Source organism: Aeromonas veronii (genome assembly GCA_041319085.1).
GTDB lineage: Bacteria > Pseudomonadota > Gammaproteobacteria > Enterobacterales > Aeromonadaceae > Aeromonas > Aeromonas veronii_F.
Map to the genome: position 1 here is coordinate 900,350 of CP101033.1, position 13,478 is coordinate 913,827.

The 13,478-nt window shown below is 61.1% G+C and carries 10 protein-coding genes; 4 read left to right on the top strand and 6 right to left on the bottom strand.

Annotation, left to right across the window (positions count from 1 at the left end; translation table 11 throughout):
- Positions 1 to 491: 491 nt before the first annotated feature.
- Complete coding sequence (locus NMD14_04530; GenBank protein ID XEI33694.1) at positions 492 to 1,412, top strand: L,D-transpeptidase family protein; 921 nt, start codon at positions 492 to 494, stop codon at positions 1,410 to 1,412.
- A gap of 90 nt (positions 1,413 to 1,502) precedes the next feature.
- On the opposite strand, the gene sppA is transcribed toward NMD14_04530, so the two are convergent.
- Entirely contained in the window at positions 1,503 to 3,347 is a 1,845-nt protein-coding gene (gene sppA / locus NMD14_04535; GenBank protein XEI33695.1) for a signal peptide peptidase SppA, read from the bottom strand.
- Positions 3,348 to 3,665: 318 nt separating this feature from the next.
- Between sppA and NMD14_04540 the strand changes: the two genes are divergently transcribed.
- Positions 3,666 to 5,693: an NADPH-dependent 2,4-dienoyl-CoA reductase gene (locus NMD14_04540; GenBank protein XEI33696.1), complete on the top strand. Its 2,028-nt coding sequence runs from the start codon at positions 3,666 to 3,668 to the stop codon at positions 5,691 to 5,693.
- 114 nt (positions 5,694 to 5,807) lie between these two features.
- Complete coding sequence (locus tag NMD14_04545) at positions 5,808 to 6,356, top strand: NAD(P)H nitroreductase (protein XEI33697.1); 549 nt, start codon at positions 5,808 to 5,810, stop codon at positions 6,354 to 6,356.
- Between the two features lie 410 nt (positions 6,357 to 6,766).
- Here the strand turns inward: NMD14_04545 and prmA are convergent, their stop codons facing one another.
- The gene (prmA, locus tag NMD14_04550; GenBank protein ID XEI33698.1) at positions 6,767 to 7,645 is read right to left on the bottom strand and encodes a 50S ribosomal protein L11 methyltransferase; all 879 of its coding nucleotides are present in this window, start codon (positions 7,643 to 7,645) and stop codon (positions 6,767 to 6,769) included.
- A gap of 537 nt (positions 7,646 to 8,182) precedes the next feature.
- Entirely contained in the window at positions 8,183 to 9,199 is a 1,017-nt protein-coding gene (locus NMD14_04555) for a zinc-binding alcohol dehydrogenase family protein (GenBank protein XEI33699.1), read from the bottom strand.
- Positions 9,200 to 9,299: 100 nt separating this feature from the next.
- Here NMD14_04555 and NMD14_04560 point away from each other — a divergent pair, with 100 nt between their 5' ends.
- Positions 9,300 to 10,172, top strand: coding sequence for a LysR family transcriptional regulator (locus NMD14_04560; GenBank protein ID XEI33700.1), 873 nt, complete (start codon positions 9,300 to 9,302; stop codon positions 10,170 to 10,172).
- Between the two features lies 1 nt (position 10,173).
- Here the strand turns inward: NMD14_04560 and NMD14_04565 are convergent, their stop codons facing one another.
- From NMD14_04565 to NMD14_04575, 3 genes are all read right to left on the bottom strand, one after another.
- Positions 10,174 to 11,601, bottom strand: a complete 1,428-nt coding sequence (locus NMD14_04565) for a PTS transporter subunit EIIC (protein XEI33701.1) — start codon at positions 11,599 to 11,601, stop codon at positions 10,174 to 10,176.
- An 89-nt stretch (positions 11,602 to 11,690) separates the two neighbouring features.
- Positions 11,691 to 13,148: a sodium/pantothenate symporter gene (panF, locus tag NMD14_04570; protein XEI33702.1), complete on the bottom strand. Its 1,458-nt coding sequence runs from the start codon at positions 13,146 to 13,148 to the stop codon at positions 11,691 to 11,693.
- Positions 13,138 to 13,401, bottom strand: coding sequence for a DUF997 family protein (locus NMD14_04575; protein ID XEI33703.1), 264 nt, complete (start codon positions 13,399 to 13,401; stop codon positions 13,138 to 13,140). Before NMD14_04575 ends, panF begins: the two co-directional genes overlap by 11 nt.
- Positions 13,402 to 13,478 lie beyond the last annotated feature (77 nt).

Genomic DNA, 13,478 nt, shown 5'->3' on the forward strand with positions numbered 1-13,478 from the left:
TTTTATGGTTGCCTGGTGGCTCCATTAACCGCTCTTCGGAGCGGTTTTTTTTTATGGCGATGGCCGCCAGCACCTGTTAGTGGCCGATGCGCTGTTTTGCCCCATTTCATGCCGATCAGGTGCCACTACCGGTATTGGTTTATCTTCCCGGAGGTGGCAAACGTTTTCCTCTCTGCTGCAACCGTGACACCTGGTGACGCTACGCCGTGCTTGATGGGTGGCGCGGGTGGCCTGCTGGCTGTGGGGCCGTGCTGTTCATCTTTCTCTCAGCTGCGACTTGCTAAGGTAGCTTTTGCCCTGTTGATAGGCGTTACGCCGAAAACGGCCACTTTTAACAAGAAAAGCAACATATCGAAGTTGAAATTTTGGCCGACTCAGGAAAGAATGCGCGCTCGGTTATTGGCGTCGTGGGACAGGTTGACCCGCCACCGGCAGACCGAGGATGAGACGGCCCCCGGCCCATTTGGTACAGGAAACCACACAGGAATTTTATGAATCCCCTTCGCATTGCCGCTTCGGCCCTTTTATGCACACTTGCGCTGGTCAGCCAGCAGGCTGCCGCCGTCGAGTACCGTCTGCCTGCGGCCAACAGCCGCCTGATCGGTGAAAACCAGGAATACGTGGTGCCTGCGGACAACCGTCCGCTGGAGCAGATCGCTGCTGATTTCCAGCTGGGTCTGACCAACATCATGGAAGCCAACCCGGGTGTAGATCCCTATCTGCCCACCGCGGGTAGCACCCTGATCATCCCCCACCAGCTGATCCTGCCCAACGCTCCCCGCGAAGGGATCGTCATCAACGTCGCCGAGATGCGTCTCTACTACTACCCGAAAGGCAAGAACGTGGTGGAAGTACTGCCCATAGGTATCGGTCAGCTGGGTGCCGATACCCCGGAAAACTGGATCACCAAGGTCGAGCGCAAGCGCGCCAACCCGACTTGGACCCCGACTGAAAACATCCGTCGCCGCTACGCCGCCCAGGGCAAGACCCTGCCTGCGGTCTGGCCGGCCGGCCCTGACAACCCCATGGGTCTGCACGCGCTCTACATCGGCAACCTCTATGCCATTCACGGCACCAACGCTACGTTCGGCATCGGTCTGCGGGTGAGCAGCGGTTGCGTGCGTCTGCGCGCTGACGATATCAAGTATCTGTTCGACAACGTGCCGGTCGGCACCCGCGTCCAGTTCGTCAATCAGCCGGTCAAGACCACGGTCGAGCCGGATGGCGGTCGCTACATGGAAGTACACGAGCCGCTGTCACGCAACGAAGAGGAGTTCAACTCCACTGCCTCAGCGCCGCTCCCGATGACTCCGGCCATCACCCGCTTTATCGCCCACGTCGAGTCTGACTCCAACGTGGTCAAGCAGGTGCTGGAACAGCGTACTGGTATGCCGACCCGGATCAATCCCTGATTTAGGCAAGTTGCTGGTGCCGCGCACTGGCTGAATAAAGAAAACGGCGACCAGATGGTCGCCGTTTTTTATTGCTTCGTTTGCTGCATCTTATGGCATGCAGACCGGGCAGAAGGCGTAGGTGCCTTGCGGATCGTTGAAGCGAGTGAGTGGGTCCAGGCTGCGGTTTACGTCCACCAGCACCTTGCCAAATCCCGCCGGCAACCAGTTTTGCAACTGCGGGGCCAGTACTTGGGCGCTGCTGTCAAACAGTTGGCGCAGGAACTTGTCCTTGGTGGACTCCTCCTGCTCGATGGGGGTCACCTGCCACTCTTTGAGGTTGGCCAGTTCGGCGGCGGCCTTGATGGCGTCGTCCAGATTACCGAACTCGTCCACCAGACCCAGGGTCTTGGCATCCTGGCCGGTCCAGACCCGACCTTCGGCCGCTTTCTCGGCCTCTTCCGAGCTCAGGCCGCGGCCCTTGCTCACCAGACCGATGAAGCGTTGGTAGGTATCCTCCACGCTCAACTGGATAGCCTGACCGACGTGCTCCGGCAGGGCGCGGGTCGGGCCCACGCCGACGTAATCGGTCGTGCCGACCCCGTCGGTGTGTACCCCGAACTGGGCCAACGCCTTGTCGATGGTGGCGAACATGCCGAACACCCCGATGGAGCCGGTCAGGGTGGAGGGGGAGGCAAAGATCTTGTCCGCATCGGCAGAGATCCAGTAGCCACCGGAGGCGGCATAGCTGCCCATGGAGACCACCACCGGTTTGCCTGCCTGTTTCAGGGCCAGCAGCTCGGCGCGGATCTGTTCGGCGGCGAAGGCGCTGCCGCCCGGGCTGTCGACTCGCAGGACCACGGCTTTAACCTTGTCATCGCGGCGGGCATCGGCCAGCAGGTCGGAGAGGCTATCACCGCCGATGGTACCGGCAGGCTGCACGCCATCCATGATGGCGCCGCTGGCAACCACCAGACCCACTTCATCCTTGCCGCTCTGGGGATACTGTTCGGGCACTGCGGCCAGATACTCTTTCAGGCCGACCCCTTTCCAGCCGTGATCGTCCGCTTCGCCAACCTCTTTAATGACCGCCTGGGTCATCTCGTCACGGGTGGCCAGCTGATCCACCAGACCGTTGTCGAGGGCATAGTTGGCGGCATTGCCACCGGCTTTGCGCAACAGCTCGAGGAAGCGCTCCTTGCCGGGTGCCACGGCGTCCGGTTCGATTTCGCGCTGCTCGGCCACATCGGCGACATAGGATTGCCACAGCTGATCCAGCCAGCGCTGGTTCGCTTCTTTGCTCTCGGGGGACATCTCGTCGCGGGTATAGGGCTCGACGAAGGATTTGTAGGTACCGACCTTGAACACGTGCGGGGTGATGTTGAGCTTCTCCAGCGCCGACTTGAAGTAGGTCTGGTAGACACCAAGCCCCTCGATCACCACGGCGCCGCTCTGGTTGAGCAACACGTGATCGGCGTGGGCCGCCAGCAGGTATTGGCCCTGAGTGTAGAAGTCGGCCATGGCGATCACTGGTTTGCCGCTCTCCTTGAACTCGTCGATGGCGGCAGTCACTTCCTGCAGTTTGCTGAAGTTGGCCCCCTGCAGCCCTTGCGGCTTGATCACCAGCGCCTTGATGCGCTCGTCATCCTTGGCACTCTTGATGGCCCACAGCAGGTCGGAGAGGACGATCTCGCTCGGCTGCTCATCGCTGCTGTCCATCTGGCGCAGCAGTTGTACGGTGGGATCGGTCTGGGAGCGTTGCTCCACCAGCACGCCGTTGAGATTGAGGGTCAGCGCTCCTTCGATGGGCGCCTTGGGGGCCTCTTTCTGGCTGACGCTGAAGACGATGACCAGCACTACGATGAGAAACAGCAGATTGACCAGCATCAGCCGGGTGAAATTGAGCAGGCGCCACAGGCTGCGGAACAACCAACCCAGACCTTTGAAAATAGACATAGTCGCGTTATCGCCCTGTTAATGGGTAAAGAAGGGTCATTATTAACCCGTTGCGGGTGAAATTGCCATTTCCGACTGGCGGATCCCGCCTATCTTCGTTCAGGGCACGGCTGTTCGCTGAAAAATTGTCCAAACATTTGTTTGAAAAAGAATTTTCGATTCTTTACTCTAGCCCCAGTTTGATAACAAAAAATTAACTGGAGGCATCGTGAGCCGCTATCCGACCCTGCTGACCCCGCTCGACCTTGGTTTTACCCAGCTGCGCAACCGGGTGTTGGGCGTTGTTCCATGCACCCTGGCCTTAAAGAGGAAGGCATCATGAGTCGCTATCCCCATCTGCTGACGCCCCTTGACCTTGGTTTTACCCAGCTGCGCAACCGTGTGTTGATGGGCTCCATGCACACAGGCCTCGAAGAGGAGAAGGGCGGTTTTGACAAGCTGGCCGCCTTTTACGCCGAGCGAGCCCGTGGTGGCGTCGGCCTTATCGTCACCGGCGGTATCGCCCCCAATCTGCGCGGTCGGCTGGTACCTCACGGCTCCCAACTGAGCTTCCCCTGGCAGGTGAGCAAGCACAAGAAGGTGACCAGCGCCGTGCATCAGGAGGGGGGCAAGATAGCGCTGCAGATCCTCCATGCCGGTCGTTATGCCTATCATCCGTTCAGTCTGGCGCCGAGTGCCCTCAAGGCCCCCATCTCCCCGTTCAAGCCGCGTGCCATGAGCGAGCGGCAGATCCGCGGCACCATTCGCGACTTCGCGGCCACCGCAGCGTTGGCCAAAGCGGCAGGTTATGACGGCGTCGAGGTGATGGGCTCGGAAGGCTATCTCATTAACCAGTTCATCTGCGAGCGCACCAACAAGCGCACCGATGGTTGGGGCGGCAGCAGCGAAAACCGGATGCGTTTCCCGGTGGAGATTGTCCGCGCCATCCGCGAGCGGGTCGGCACCGACTTCATCATTATCTTCCGCCTCTCCATGCTGGATCTGGTGGAACAGGGTTCGAGCCTGGAAGAGGTGATTGCGCTCGGCAAAGCGCTGGAAGCGGTGGGGGTGACCCTGATCAACACCGGCATCGGCTGGCACGAGGCGCGCATTCCCACCATCGCCACCAGCGTGCCGCGCGGCGCCTTCAGCTGGGTGACCGCCGAGCTGAAAAAGCATCTCAAGGTGCCGCTTATCACTACCAACCGGATTAACACCCCGGAGGTGGCCGAGCGGATTCTGGCGGGGGGCGAGGCGGATATGGTCTCCATGGCGCGCCCCTTCCTGGCGGATCCCGAATTTGTCATCAAAGCGGCCGAGAACCGTGCGGACGAGATCAATACCTGCATTGCCTGCAACCAGGCTTGTCTCGACCATGTATTCAAGCAGAAGCGCGCCTCTTGTCTGGTCAATCCCCGCGCCTGTTTCGAGACCGAGCTGACTTTTGGTCGGGTGCCCCAGCCCAAGAAGCTGGCGGTGGTGGGGGCTGGCCCGGCCGGGCTGGCGTTTGCCTGCTACGCTGCCGAGCGTGGTCATCAGGTAAGCCTGTTCGATCAGGCCAGCGAAATCGGCGGCCAGTTCAACTTCGCCAAGCAGATCCCGGGCAAGGAGGAGTTTCACGAGACCTTGCGCTATTTCGCCAAACGGCTGGAGAAGTGCGGCGTCGAGCTTTACCTTGGTCAGCGCCAGAGTGCCGAGAGCCTGCTCGGCGGCGGTTTTGACGAGGTGATCCTCGCCACCGGTATCCGCCCGCGCACCCCCAACATCCCGGGAATCGAGCATCCCAAGGTATTGAACTACCTCGATGTATTGCGGGATCACAAGCCGGTCGGTGAGAAGGTGGCGGTGATCGGCGCCGGCGGCATCGGCTTCGATGTGGCCGAGTTCCTTGTAGAGAAAAGCATTGAGGCAGATGCCGGGAGCCACCGTGATCACTGGCTCAAGGAGTGGGGCATCGACAAGCAGCTCGGCGAGCGTGGCGGCCTCACGACTCCTGAAATCGACGCCCCCGAGCGCCAGATTTGGCTGCTCCAGCGCAAGGAAAGCAAGGTGGGTGACGGCCTTGGCAAGACCACCGGCTGGATCCACCGTACCGTGCTGAAAAACCGCAAGGTGCAGATGCTCTCCGGGGTGCAATATCTGGGGATCGATGACGAGGGCTTGCATATTCAGGTGGGCGAGACCAAACAGTGTCTGCCGGTGGATCAGGTGATCATCTGCGCCGGGCAGGAGCCCCTCAAGGAGCTGCAGGCTGGGTTGCAGGCGGCAGGCAAGCCGGTGCATATCATCGGCGGAGCCGACGTGGCAGCCGAGCTGGATGCCAAGCGCGCCATCCGCCAGGGGGCCGAACTGGCTGCGGTCATCTAGCCAACTGTGTCATCCTGCCCTCTATCGTGCGATAAACCCCTGAGCCTCAGGGGTTTTCTTCATTCGGTGCTGTGCTAAGGTAGCGCCATCATTGCCCCAGAGAAGGAATTGCCCATGGATGCCCTCACCCTGTTGCTCAACCGCCACTCCTGTGGCCGCCTGACCACACCCGCCCCCAGTGGTGAGGTGCTCGACAATATCCTCAAGGCGGGTCTGCGCGCGCCTGATCACGGCACCCTGACTCCCTGGCAGTTCATTCTGTTTGAAGGGGAGGGCCGCGAGCGGCTGGGCAAGCTGTTGGCGGACGCCGCCCGCGCCCGTGGCGAGGATGAGGATAGCGTCAAGAAGTGCAGCGAAGCGCCGCTGCGGGCACCCTTGTTAGTCGCCGTGGCAACCCGTTTCCAGGATCACCCCAAGGTGCCGAAACTGGAGCAGGAGCTCTCTGCCGGTTGCGCTCTGATGGCGATGCAGATGGCGGCGCAGGCGCAGGGCTTCAACGGCATCTGGCGCTCCGGCTGGTTTATCTTCGATGCGCAGATCAACAAGGGATTGGGATTGGCGCCAGAGGATCAGCTGGTGGGTTTCCTCTATCTCGGTACTCCCATGCTGGAAGCACGCAAACTGCGCGAGCTGCCGCTCGATGTGTTTGTCCGCCGTTTCTGACACTTCGGTCACGTTGCGCTAGAAAAAGTAAAGCCTCGAGAAATCGGGGCTTTTTTGTTTAACCGTGAATAGTAACCAGAGTGGTTGGGGAAAATAAATGGGTCAAAGAGGCTTCGCGCGCCATAGCAGGTAATTATTTAAATAGTGCGATGTACCTCGCAATCCTGTTGTATTTCACTATGTAAAACGTTTGCGCCTTCGTTAATATCTCCCTGCCAGTTTAGAAGGGCACTCCTTCTAATTTTCTGCGATGAGAGTCGCAATTCCGTAGCACCTTTTAACAGCCCAACGTCTTCGTGACATTGGGCTTTATTTTTTATGGGGTGTCGGGGCGGCAGGTGAGCTAATAGCGGCATCGGCTTTGACGCTCGCCTCCCACTCTATGCAGTTGTAAGGTTGGCTGCCTGTGTTTAGCCGTGTTTGCGGCCGGAGAGGCGGCACCACTCCTCCTTGACGGCGGTCGGGTCCATCTCGAACCACTGGCCGTAGATAGTTTCCAGCTCCGGGGCCTGGCTCTCCAGCACGCCGGAGAGGGCCATCAGGCTGCCCGGTTTGCCGTGGCCGGCGATAAGCGGTGCCAGTTCGCGCAGCGGGCCGGCCAGGATGTTGGCGACCACTACGTCCGCTTCGACGTCTTGCGGCTGGTCGGCCGGCAGGTAGAGTTCAATCTGGCCCGCAACGCCATTACGCTCGGCGTTGTCATGGCTGGCCTGGATGGCCTGCGGGTCGATGTCGATGCCGATGACGCGGGCGGCGCCCAGTTTCAGGGCGGCGATGCCGAGAATGCCGGAGCCACAGCCAAAGTCGACCACGGTTTTACCGGTCAGATCCAGCCCATCCAGCCACTGCAGGCAGAGGGCGGTAGTGGGGTGGGTACCGGTACCGAAGGCCAGGCCCGGATCCAGCATCACGTTGACCGCATCGGGGTTCGGCACATCGCGCCAGCTCGGGCAGATCCAGAGGCGCTCGCCAAACTGCATGGGGTGGAAGTGATCCATCCATTCGCGCACCCAGTCCTTGTCTTCCAGCTGCTCGACCTTGTAGCCGACGTTTTCGCCGAAGATCTGCTGGAAGAAGGCGATGGTGGGGGCCGGATCGGTTTCGGCATCGAACAGCCCCATCACTTCGGTCTCGCCCCAGAGCGGAGTTTCACCGGGCATGGGTTCGTAGACGGGCACATCCTTGGCATCCATAAAGGTCACAGCCTGGGCTCCACGCCCCAGCAGCATGTTGCTCACCTTGTCTGCGGTCTTGGCAGTGGCGTTGATTCGAATTTGTATCCAGGGCATGGCGTCGACTCTTCATAAATGTGAAACCGCGAGATTCTACCATCATGGGGCTGTGCTGTCGTGGTTTGCCCATGATGTGGGGGGATATGGGGGCTTTTGCCGGATTGGCACGGTTCCTGTATTACTCTATGCAGGCGAAGACGATCGGTTTTCGCTGAACGCTTTGCTCAAGTTCCGTCATCTTTCACTGCCACCCCCGGGTGGCATTTTTTTTATCTGCGCTTGTTTGCCTGGTAACAAATCTGCCAGACAAAAAAAGAGCAAGGTCGACACCTTGCTCAAGGACGGCAGGCGCCGTTTTGGCGCATTTATTCTGCTGTTGGCACGCCAGATGCAAAGACTAATGTGTCCTGCATAAGGATATGTGTGTGATTGTTACCCCAATGTTCAGGTATTCAGGCCATTTCTCGCGAAATGGCCTCTTTTTTGGCTGATTGCCGGACGTTGGCCTGCCGCTGGCTGGCATGCGTGCCGGAGGTTGTGCCCGTTTGGGGCATCTCCTTGGTGAACTTATCCTATCATGGTGCGTTTGGGTGCTTAGTTGGCAAAGTCGTTCATGTCGATCACCAGCTTGCCTACCATGCGGCCCGCTTCCACCTCGGCATGGGCCTGAGCCAGCGTGACCGGGGTCAGTGACGGGATGGTTCTGGTCAGGGTGGTCTGCAATACCCCTTCATCGACCAGTGCCGCCACTCGGCTGAGCAGGCGGTGCTGCTCAATCATGTCTGGCGTCTGGAACAGGGAGCGGGTGAACATGAACTCCTGGCTGAAGGTGACGCTCTTGCTCTTGAGCAGGGAGAGATCCCACGGCTCGCTCGATTCGGCGATGGTACAGATATGGCCGAACGGGCGGATCAGCCCGGCCATGGTGGCCCAGTGCTCGGCAGTGGCGTTGGTGCAGAAGATGGCGTCGACCTGAGTGATGCCAAGGGCGGTCAGCTCTTCCTGCAATTTGTGGTGGTTCACGACCTGATGGGCGCCCATCTCGAGGCACCACTCGCGGCTCTCGGCGCGGGAGGCGGTAGCGATCACCTCCATACCGGTGAGCTGGCGAGCCAGTTGGATGGCGATAGAGCCCACGCCACCGGCACCGCCGATGATCAGCAGCTTGCCACGACTTTCGCGGGTGAGGGAGATGCGCTCGAACAGGGTCTCCCAGGCGGTGATGGCGGTCAGCGGCAGGGCGGCGGCCTCCACATCGCTCAGGGTGGTGGGGGCGATCGCGGCGATACGTTCATCCACCAGTTGCAGGGCGCTGTTGCTGCCGGGGCGGCTGATGTCGCCGGCATACCAGACCCGGTCGCCTGCCTTGAACAGGGTCACTTCGTTGCCGGTGGCGATCACTTCCCCCACCGCATCCCAGCCCAGCACCCGGGGTGAGCTTTCAATTTTGGCCTTGGGGGAGCGCACCTTGGTATCCACCGGATTGACGGAGGTGGCGGTGACACGCACCAGCAGATCCCGCGGGCCCGGAACGGGATCGGGCAGGTTGGCGGCGATAAAGCAGTCGGGGTGGTCGCTCGGCAGGTAGTGAGTCAGGGCAATGGCTTTCATGGTTATTCCTTTCAAATCGCAGTGTTCGGGATTGCCACTCACTCTAGTCTGGTTAATTATCAAGATTAAGATGGGTAATCAGTAAAGACTGTTTGAATATATGAACAATATTGATCTGGAGTTGATGGGACTGTTCGCCACCGTGGTGGAGCAGGGGAGCTTTACCCGGGCTGCCGATCTGCTCGGTATGCCGAAGTCGTCGGTGAGCCAGAAGATCTCGCGGCTCGAATCCCAGCTCGGGGTGCGGCTGTTGCAGCGCACCACCCGCAGGCTGAGCCTGACGCCGCAGGGGGAGCTCTATGTGGAGCACTGTCAGGGGCTGTTGGCACTGGCCCGCAGCGCCAATCTGACGATGGCGCGGCTGCGCTCGGCCCCGGCGGGGCGGGTGCGGATCACCGCCCCCGAGGCGACCGGTACCCTGCTGCTCGGTCGGATCCTCGCCGAGTTTCGTGCCCTCTATCCCGAAGTGGTGCTGGAGCTGACCCTCTGCGATGAACAGCTCGATCTGGTGGGGGAGGGCTATGATCTGGCGCTGCGGGCGGCGCCGCTGAAAGACTCCAGCCTCATCTGTCGGCGCATCGGTCAGGTGGTGCGCCATCTGGTGGCGGCACCCGCTTATCTGGCCGCTCATGGTATGCCGCAACAGCTGAGTGAGCTGGGCCGTTATGCCTGTCTGGTGCACTCGGCCATGCCGGTGTGGCCATTGCAGGAGGGGGGCTGGCGGCCACAGGGGGCCTGTGTCAGCAACAGTTTGCTGGCGCTGCGGGAGATGGCGCTCCATGACGGGGGGATTGCCCTGTTGCCCCACCATGTCTGTGAAGGGGATTTGGCGGCGGGGCGGCTGCAGAAGGTGTTGCCGGATCAGCCGATACCGGCCAACCCGTTTTACCTGATCTATCCGAGCCGGGAGCATCTGGCGCCCGCTTTGCGTAGTTTGATGGACTTCGTGGCCGAGCGGTTGCCATTCGCCTGAGTTACCAACGACTCTGGCTGGTCGACTCCTGATTGGGTTTGAGGCCGAGGGGGACCGACTGGCGCTCCGCCAGCATGCGGATCTGCCCTTCAATCAGGCTGGCGCAGGGGCCCAGCACCAGTACCAGCTGGTGGTCGTTGAGCTGGACCCAGGAGAGGCAGCCCAGGCCCAGCAGGCGGGATTGATCCACCAGCGAAATATCACGCACCCGCAGGCTGAGGCGGGTGAGGCAGAGGCTCATCGCCTGCAGGTTGTCCATCCCGCCCAGCACCTTGAGGTACTGGATCGCCAGCATCTGCGGGTCGGAGGGGGCGACGTTGGCGAGGCGCGGGTGCTCCACCGCAATGGGCTTGCTCGACATGCTGAGGGGAGCGCGCTCCAGCAGTTGATAAAAGATCAGAGTGTAGGCGACGAAGAACAGGATCCCGACCGGAATGAGCCAGAAGCTGTGCTCGCCGGATTGATAGCTCAGCACCAGATCCAGCAGACCGGCGGAGAAGTAACTGCCCACCTTGATCCCCAGCCCGCTGCAGACCGCCAGCGACAGCCCGGTCAGCAGGGCGTGGGCCAGAAACAGCCAGGGGGCGGTGAAGGCGAACAGAAACTCGATGGGCTCGGTAATGCCGACCAGTGCCGAGGTGAGCGCCAGGGTGAGCAGCAGCCCGCCCTGTGGCAGCCGCTGCATCCGCTGGCGGTGCAACCAGATGGCAAAACAGGCACCCGGCAGGCCGAACATGATGATGGGATAGAGCCCGGCCACATACCCTTCATTAAGTGGTTGGGCGGCGGCCAGCGCCTGCAGGTTGCTCTGGCCAAGGCCGATGACGCTGCCCAGCACCTGATGCAGTCCGAGCGGGATCAGCAACCGGTTGAGGGTGCCGTAGCAGAAGGCGCCAAACGGTGTGGTGAGCAGATCCGAGGTGAGCAGGGTCAGCCCGCGTTCCAGCGGCGGCCACAGCAGCGAGAGGGGGATGACGATCAGCAGGCAGGCCAGTGCCGAGATCAGCAGGCTGGGAAACTCCCCCCTGGCGATGTGCAGCCAGCGAGGCAATGTTTGCTGGTGTACCCAAGGGTAGATAATGGCGGTGGTGAGCCCCGCCAGCAGGCCGCAGATCATGTCGGCGTGCAGGTTGGGGGCCAGGGTATTGAAGGCGGCGCTCAGCAGCAGGAAGTTGACCGCCCCCGCCAGCGTCTGTCCGCCCAGCTCCTGCCGACTCAGGCCAAAGGCGATCGCCACCGCATAGATGAGCGGCATCTGGCTAAAGATCGCCTGACCGGTGAGGGAGAGCACCGCCAAATCGAGCACATCGGGTTGCCCAAGCCGGTGGACAAACGCCGCCATCGGCAGGATGGAGACGGGCAGCAGCAGGGCATAACCGAGCCGCTGCAGGGCTTGAGTAACGACTTGTCGAGTGGCTTTAACGGACATACAGCGGCTACATTCTGTGACTTGGCGCACAGTTTAACCGGAAAGCACCCATTTGGGGATAGTTTTGGAATTCCTGTTTTATCTTTTTATTATTTTTGCTCGAAAAGCTCGCGTACCTCCCGCGAGGGCGGCGCCGTCAACAGGCTCACCGTGATAAAGACCACCAGCGCCAGCGTGAGGCTCGGTACGATGGCGTGCAGGCCAGCCAGTTTGATCCCCCACTGACTCAGCACCCCATAGCTGATGATGCCGCTGACCATGCTGGCCAGCGCGCCCGGGCCGTTGGCTCGCGACCAGTAGAGTCCAAGCACCAGCGGCCAGAGGAACACCGCCTGCAGACCGCCAAAGGCGAGCAGGTTGAGCCAGATGATCATCTCGGGCGGTTGCAACGCCGCCAGCAGCACCAGGGTGCCGAGGATCAGGGTGCAGAGCAGCGAGAGGCGCGGAATGCGCACTTCCAGCTTCTCCTGCTTCGGGCTCAGGTAGTTGAGGTAGAGATCCTTCACCAGAGTGGCGGAAGCCTGGATCAGCTGGGAGTCGATGGTGGACATGATGGCCGCCATCGGCGCCGCCAGAAAGACCCCGGCCAGCCAGGGTGGCAGCACGGCCATCATCAGCGATGGCATGATCTTGTCCGGGCTGTCCATGCCGGGCAGGATGGCGCGGCCAAGGGCGCCAGCCAGATGCATGCCAAACATCAGCAGGGCGCTGACCACGGTGCCGATCAGAATGCCGCGATGGAGCGCCTTGCTGTCGCGATAGCCAAAACAGCGCAGCGCCGAGTGGGGTAGCCCCACCACCCCGACACAGACCAGGATCCAGAAGCTCAGCATAAAGGGCTGGGTCAGCATGTCGCCGGCCCCTTGCGGGCTCACTAGCTTGGGATCGATCTCCCTGAGCTGGTGGATGAGGTTCGGCAGGCCGTCACCGGCGACCAGAATCCCCGCCAGCAGGGCGCCGGTGCCGATCAGCATGATGATCCCCTGCAGCGCATCGGTCATCACCACTGCCCGGAAGCCGCCGATGATGGTGTAGAGCAGCACGCAACTGGCAAACAGCATCAGCCCCTGCTGGTAGGAGAGGCCGGTCGCGGTCTCCAGCAGGCGGGCGCCGCCGATAAACTGCACCACCATGGTGGCGATAAAGGCGAGGATGATAGTAACGGAACCAAGGATCACCACCGCCTTGCTCTGATAGCGGGCCCACAGCATGTCGTTGATGGTCACCGCATTGACCCGGCGGGCGATGATGGCGAACTTCTTGCCAAGCACTCCCAGAGTGAGCCAGACGGTGGGCAGCTGGATCATCGCCAGCAACACCCAGCCCAGACCGATTTTGTAGGCGGCGCCCGGCCCGCCGATAAAGGAGGAGGCCGAGGTGTAGGTAGCCACTAGCGTCATCGCCAGCACCAGCCCGCCCATGCTGCGGTTGCCGATGAAGTACTCCTGCACGAAGTTGCCTTCGGCGCGATGGCGGCTGGCCCAGAAACCGACCCCTAGCACCAGCACCAGATAGATGACGAGCGGCAGCATCAGCTCAAGATTCATGGGATGACTCCTTGCCGGAAGGGGAGTGGGTATCGAGGGGGATCTCCACAAACAGCCGGTTTACCATCAGGGCGCAGAGCAGAATGAACAGCAGTGGCATCACCATGCAGCTGAGCAGGAACCACAGCGGCAGCCCCCATAACTCCAGCTGGAGCGGGATAAAATAGGCGGTGCCATACCAGGCAAAGAAGTAGAACAGGGTCAGCAGCAGGCAGAAAGCGGCTTCCCGGCGGGCGAGAGCAAAACGGTTCACCTTGGCCTCCGACAAATTTGAGGGGCGCAAGGATAACAAAAAAGGGCCATGTCGCCATGGCCCTTTTTCAGCAGAGG

Coding starts and splice junctions, on each gene's coding strand:
- NMD14_04555 (XEI33699.1), bottom strand. CDS start 9,199: ATGAAAGCCATTGCCCTGACTCACTACCTGCCGAGCGACCACCCCGAC.
- NMD14_04560 (XEI33700.1), top strand. CDS start 9,300: ATGAACAATATTGATCTGGAGTTGATGGGACTGTTCGCCACCGTGGTG.
- panF (XEI33702.1), bottom strand. CDS start 13,148: ATGAATCTTGAGCTGATGCTGCCGCTCGTCATCTATCTGGTGCTGGTG.
- NMD14_04545 (XEI33697.1), top strand. CDS start 5,808: ATGGATGCCCTCACCCTGTTGCTCAACCGCCACTCCTGTGGCCGCCTG.
- NMD14_04540 (XEI33696.1), top strand. CDS start 3,666: ATGAGTCGCTATCCCCATCTGCTGACGCCCCTTGACCTTGGTTTTACC.
- NMD14_04530 (XEI33694.1), top strand. CDS start 492: ATGAATCCCCTTCGCATTGCCGCTTCGGCCCTTTTATGCACACTTGCG.
- sppA (XEI33695.1), bottom strand. CDS start 3,347: ATGTCTATTTTCAAAGGTCTGGGTTGGTTGTTCCGCAGCCTGTGGCGC.
- prmA (XEI33698.1), bottom strand. CDS start 7,645: ATGCCCTGGATACAAATTCGAATCAACGCCACTGCCAAGACCGCAGAC.
- NMD14_04565 (XEI33701.1), bottom strand. CDS start 11,601: ATGTCCGTTAAAGCCACTCGACAAGTCGTTACTCAAGCCCTGCAGCGG.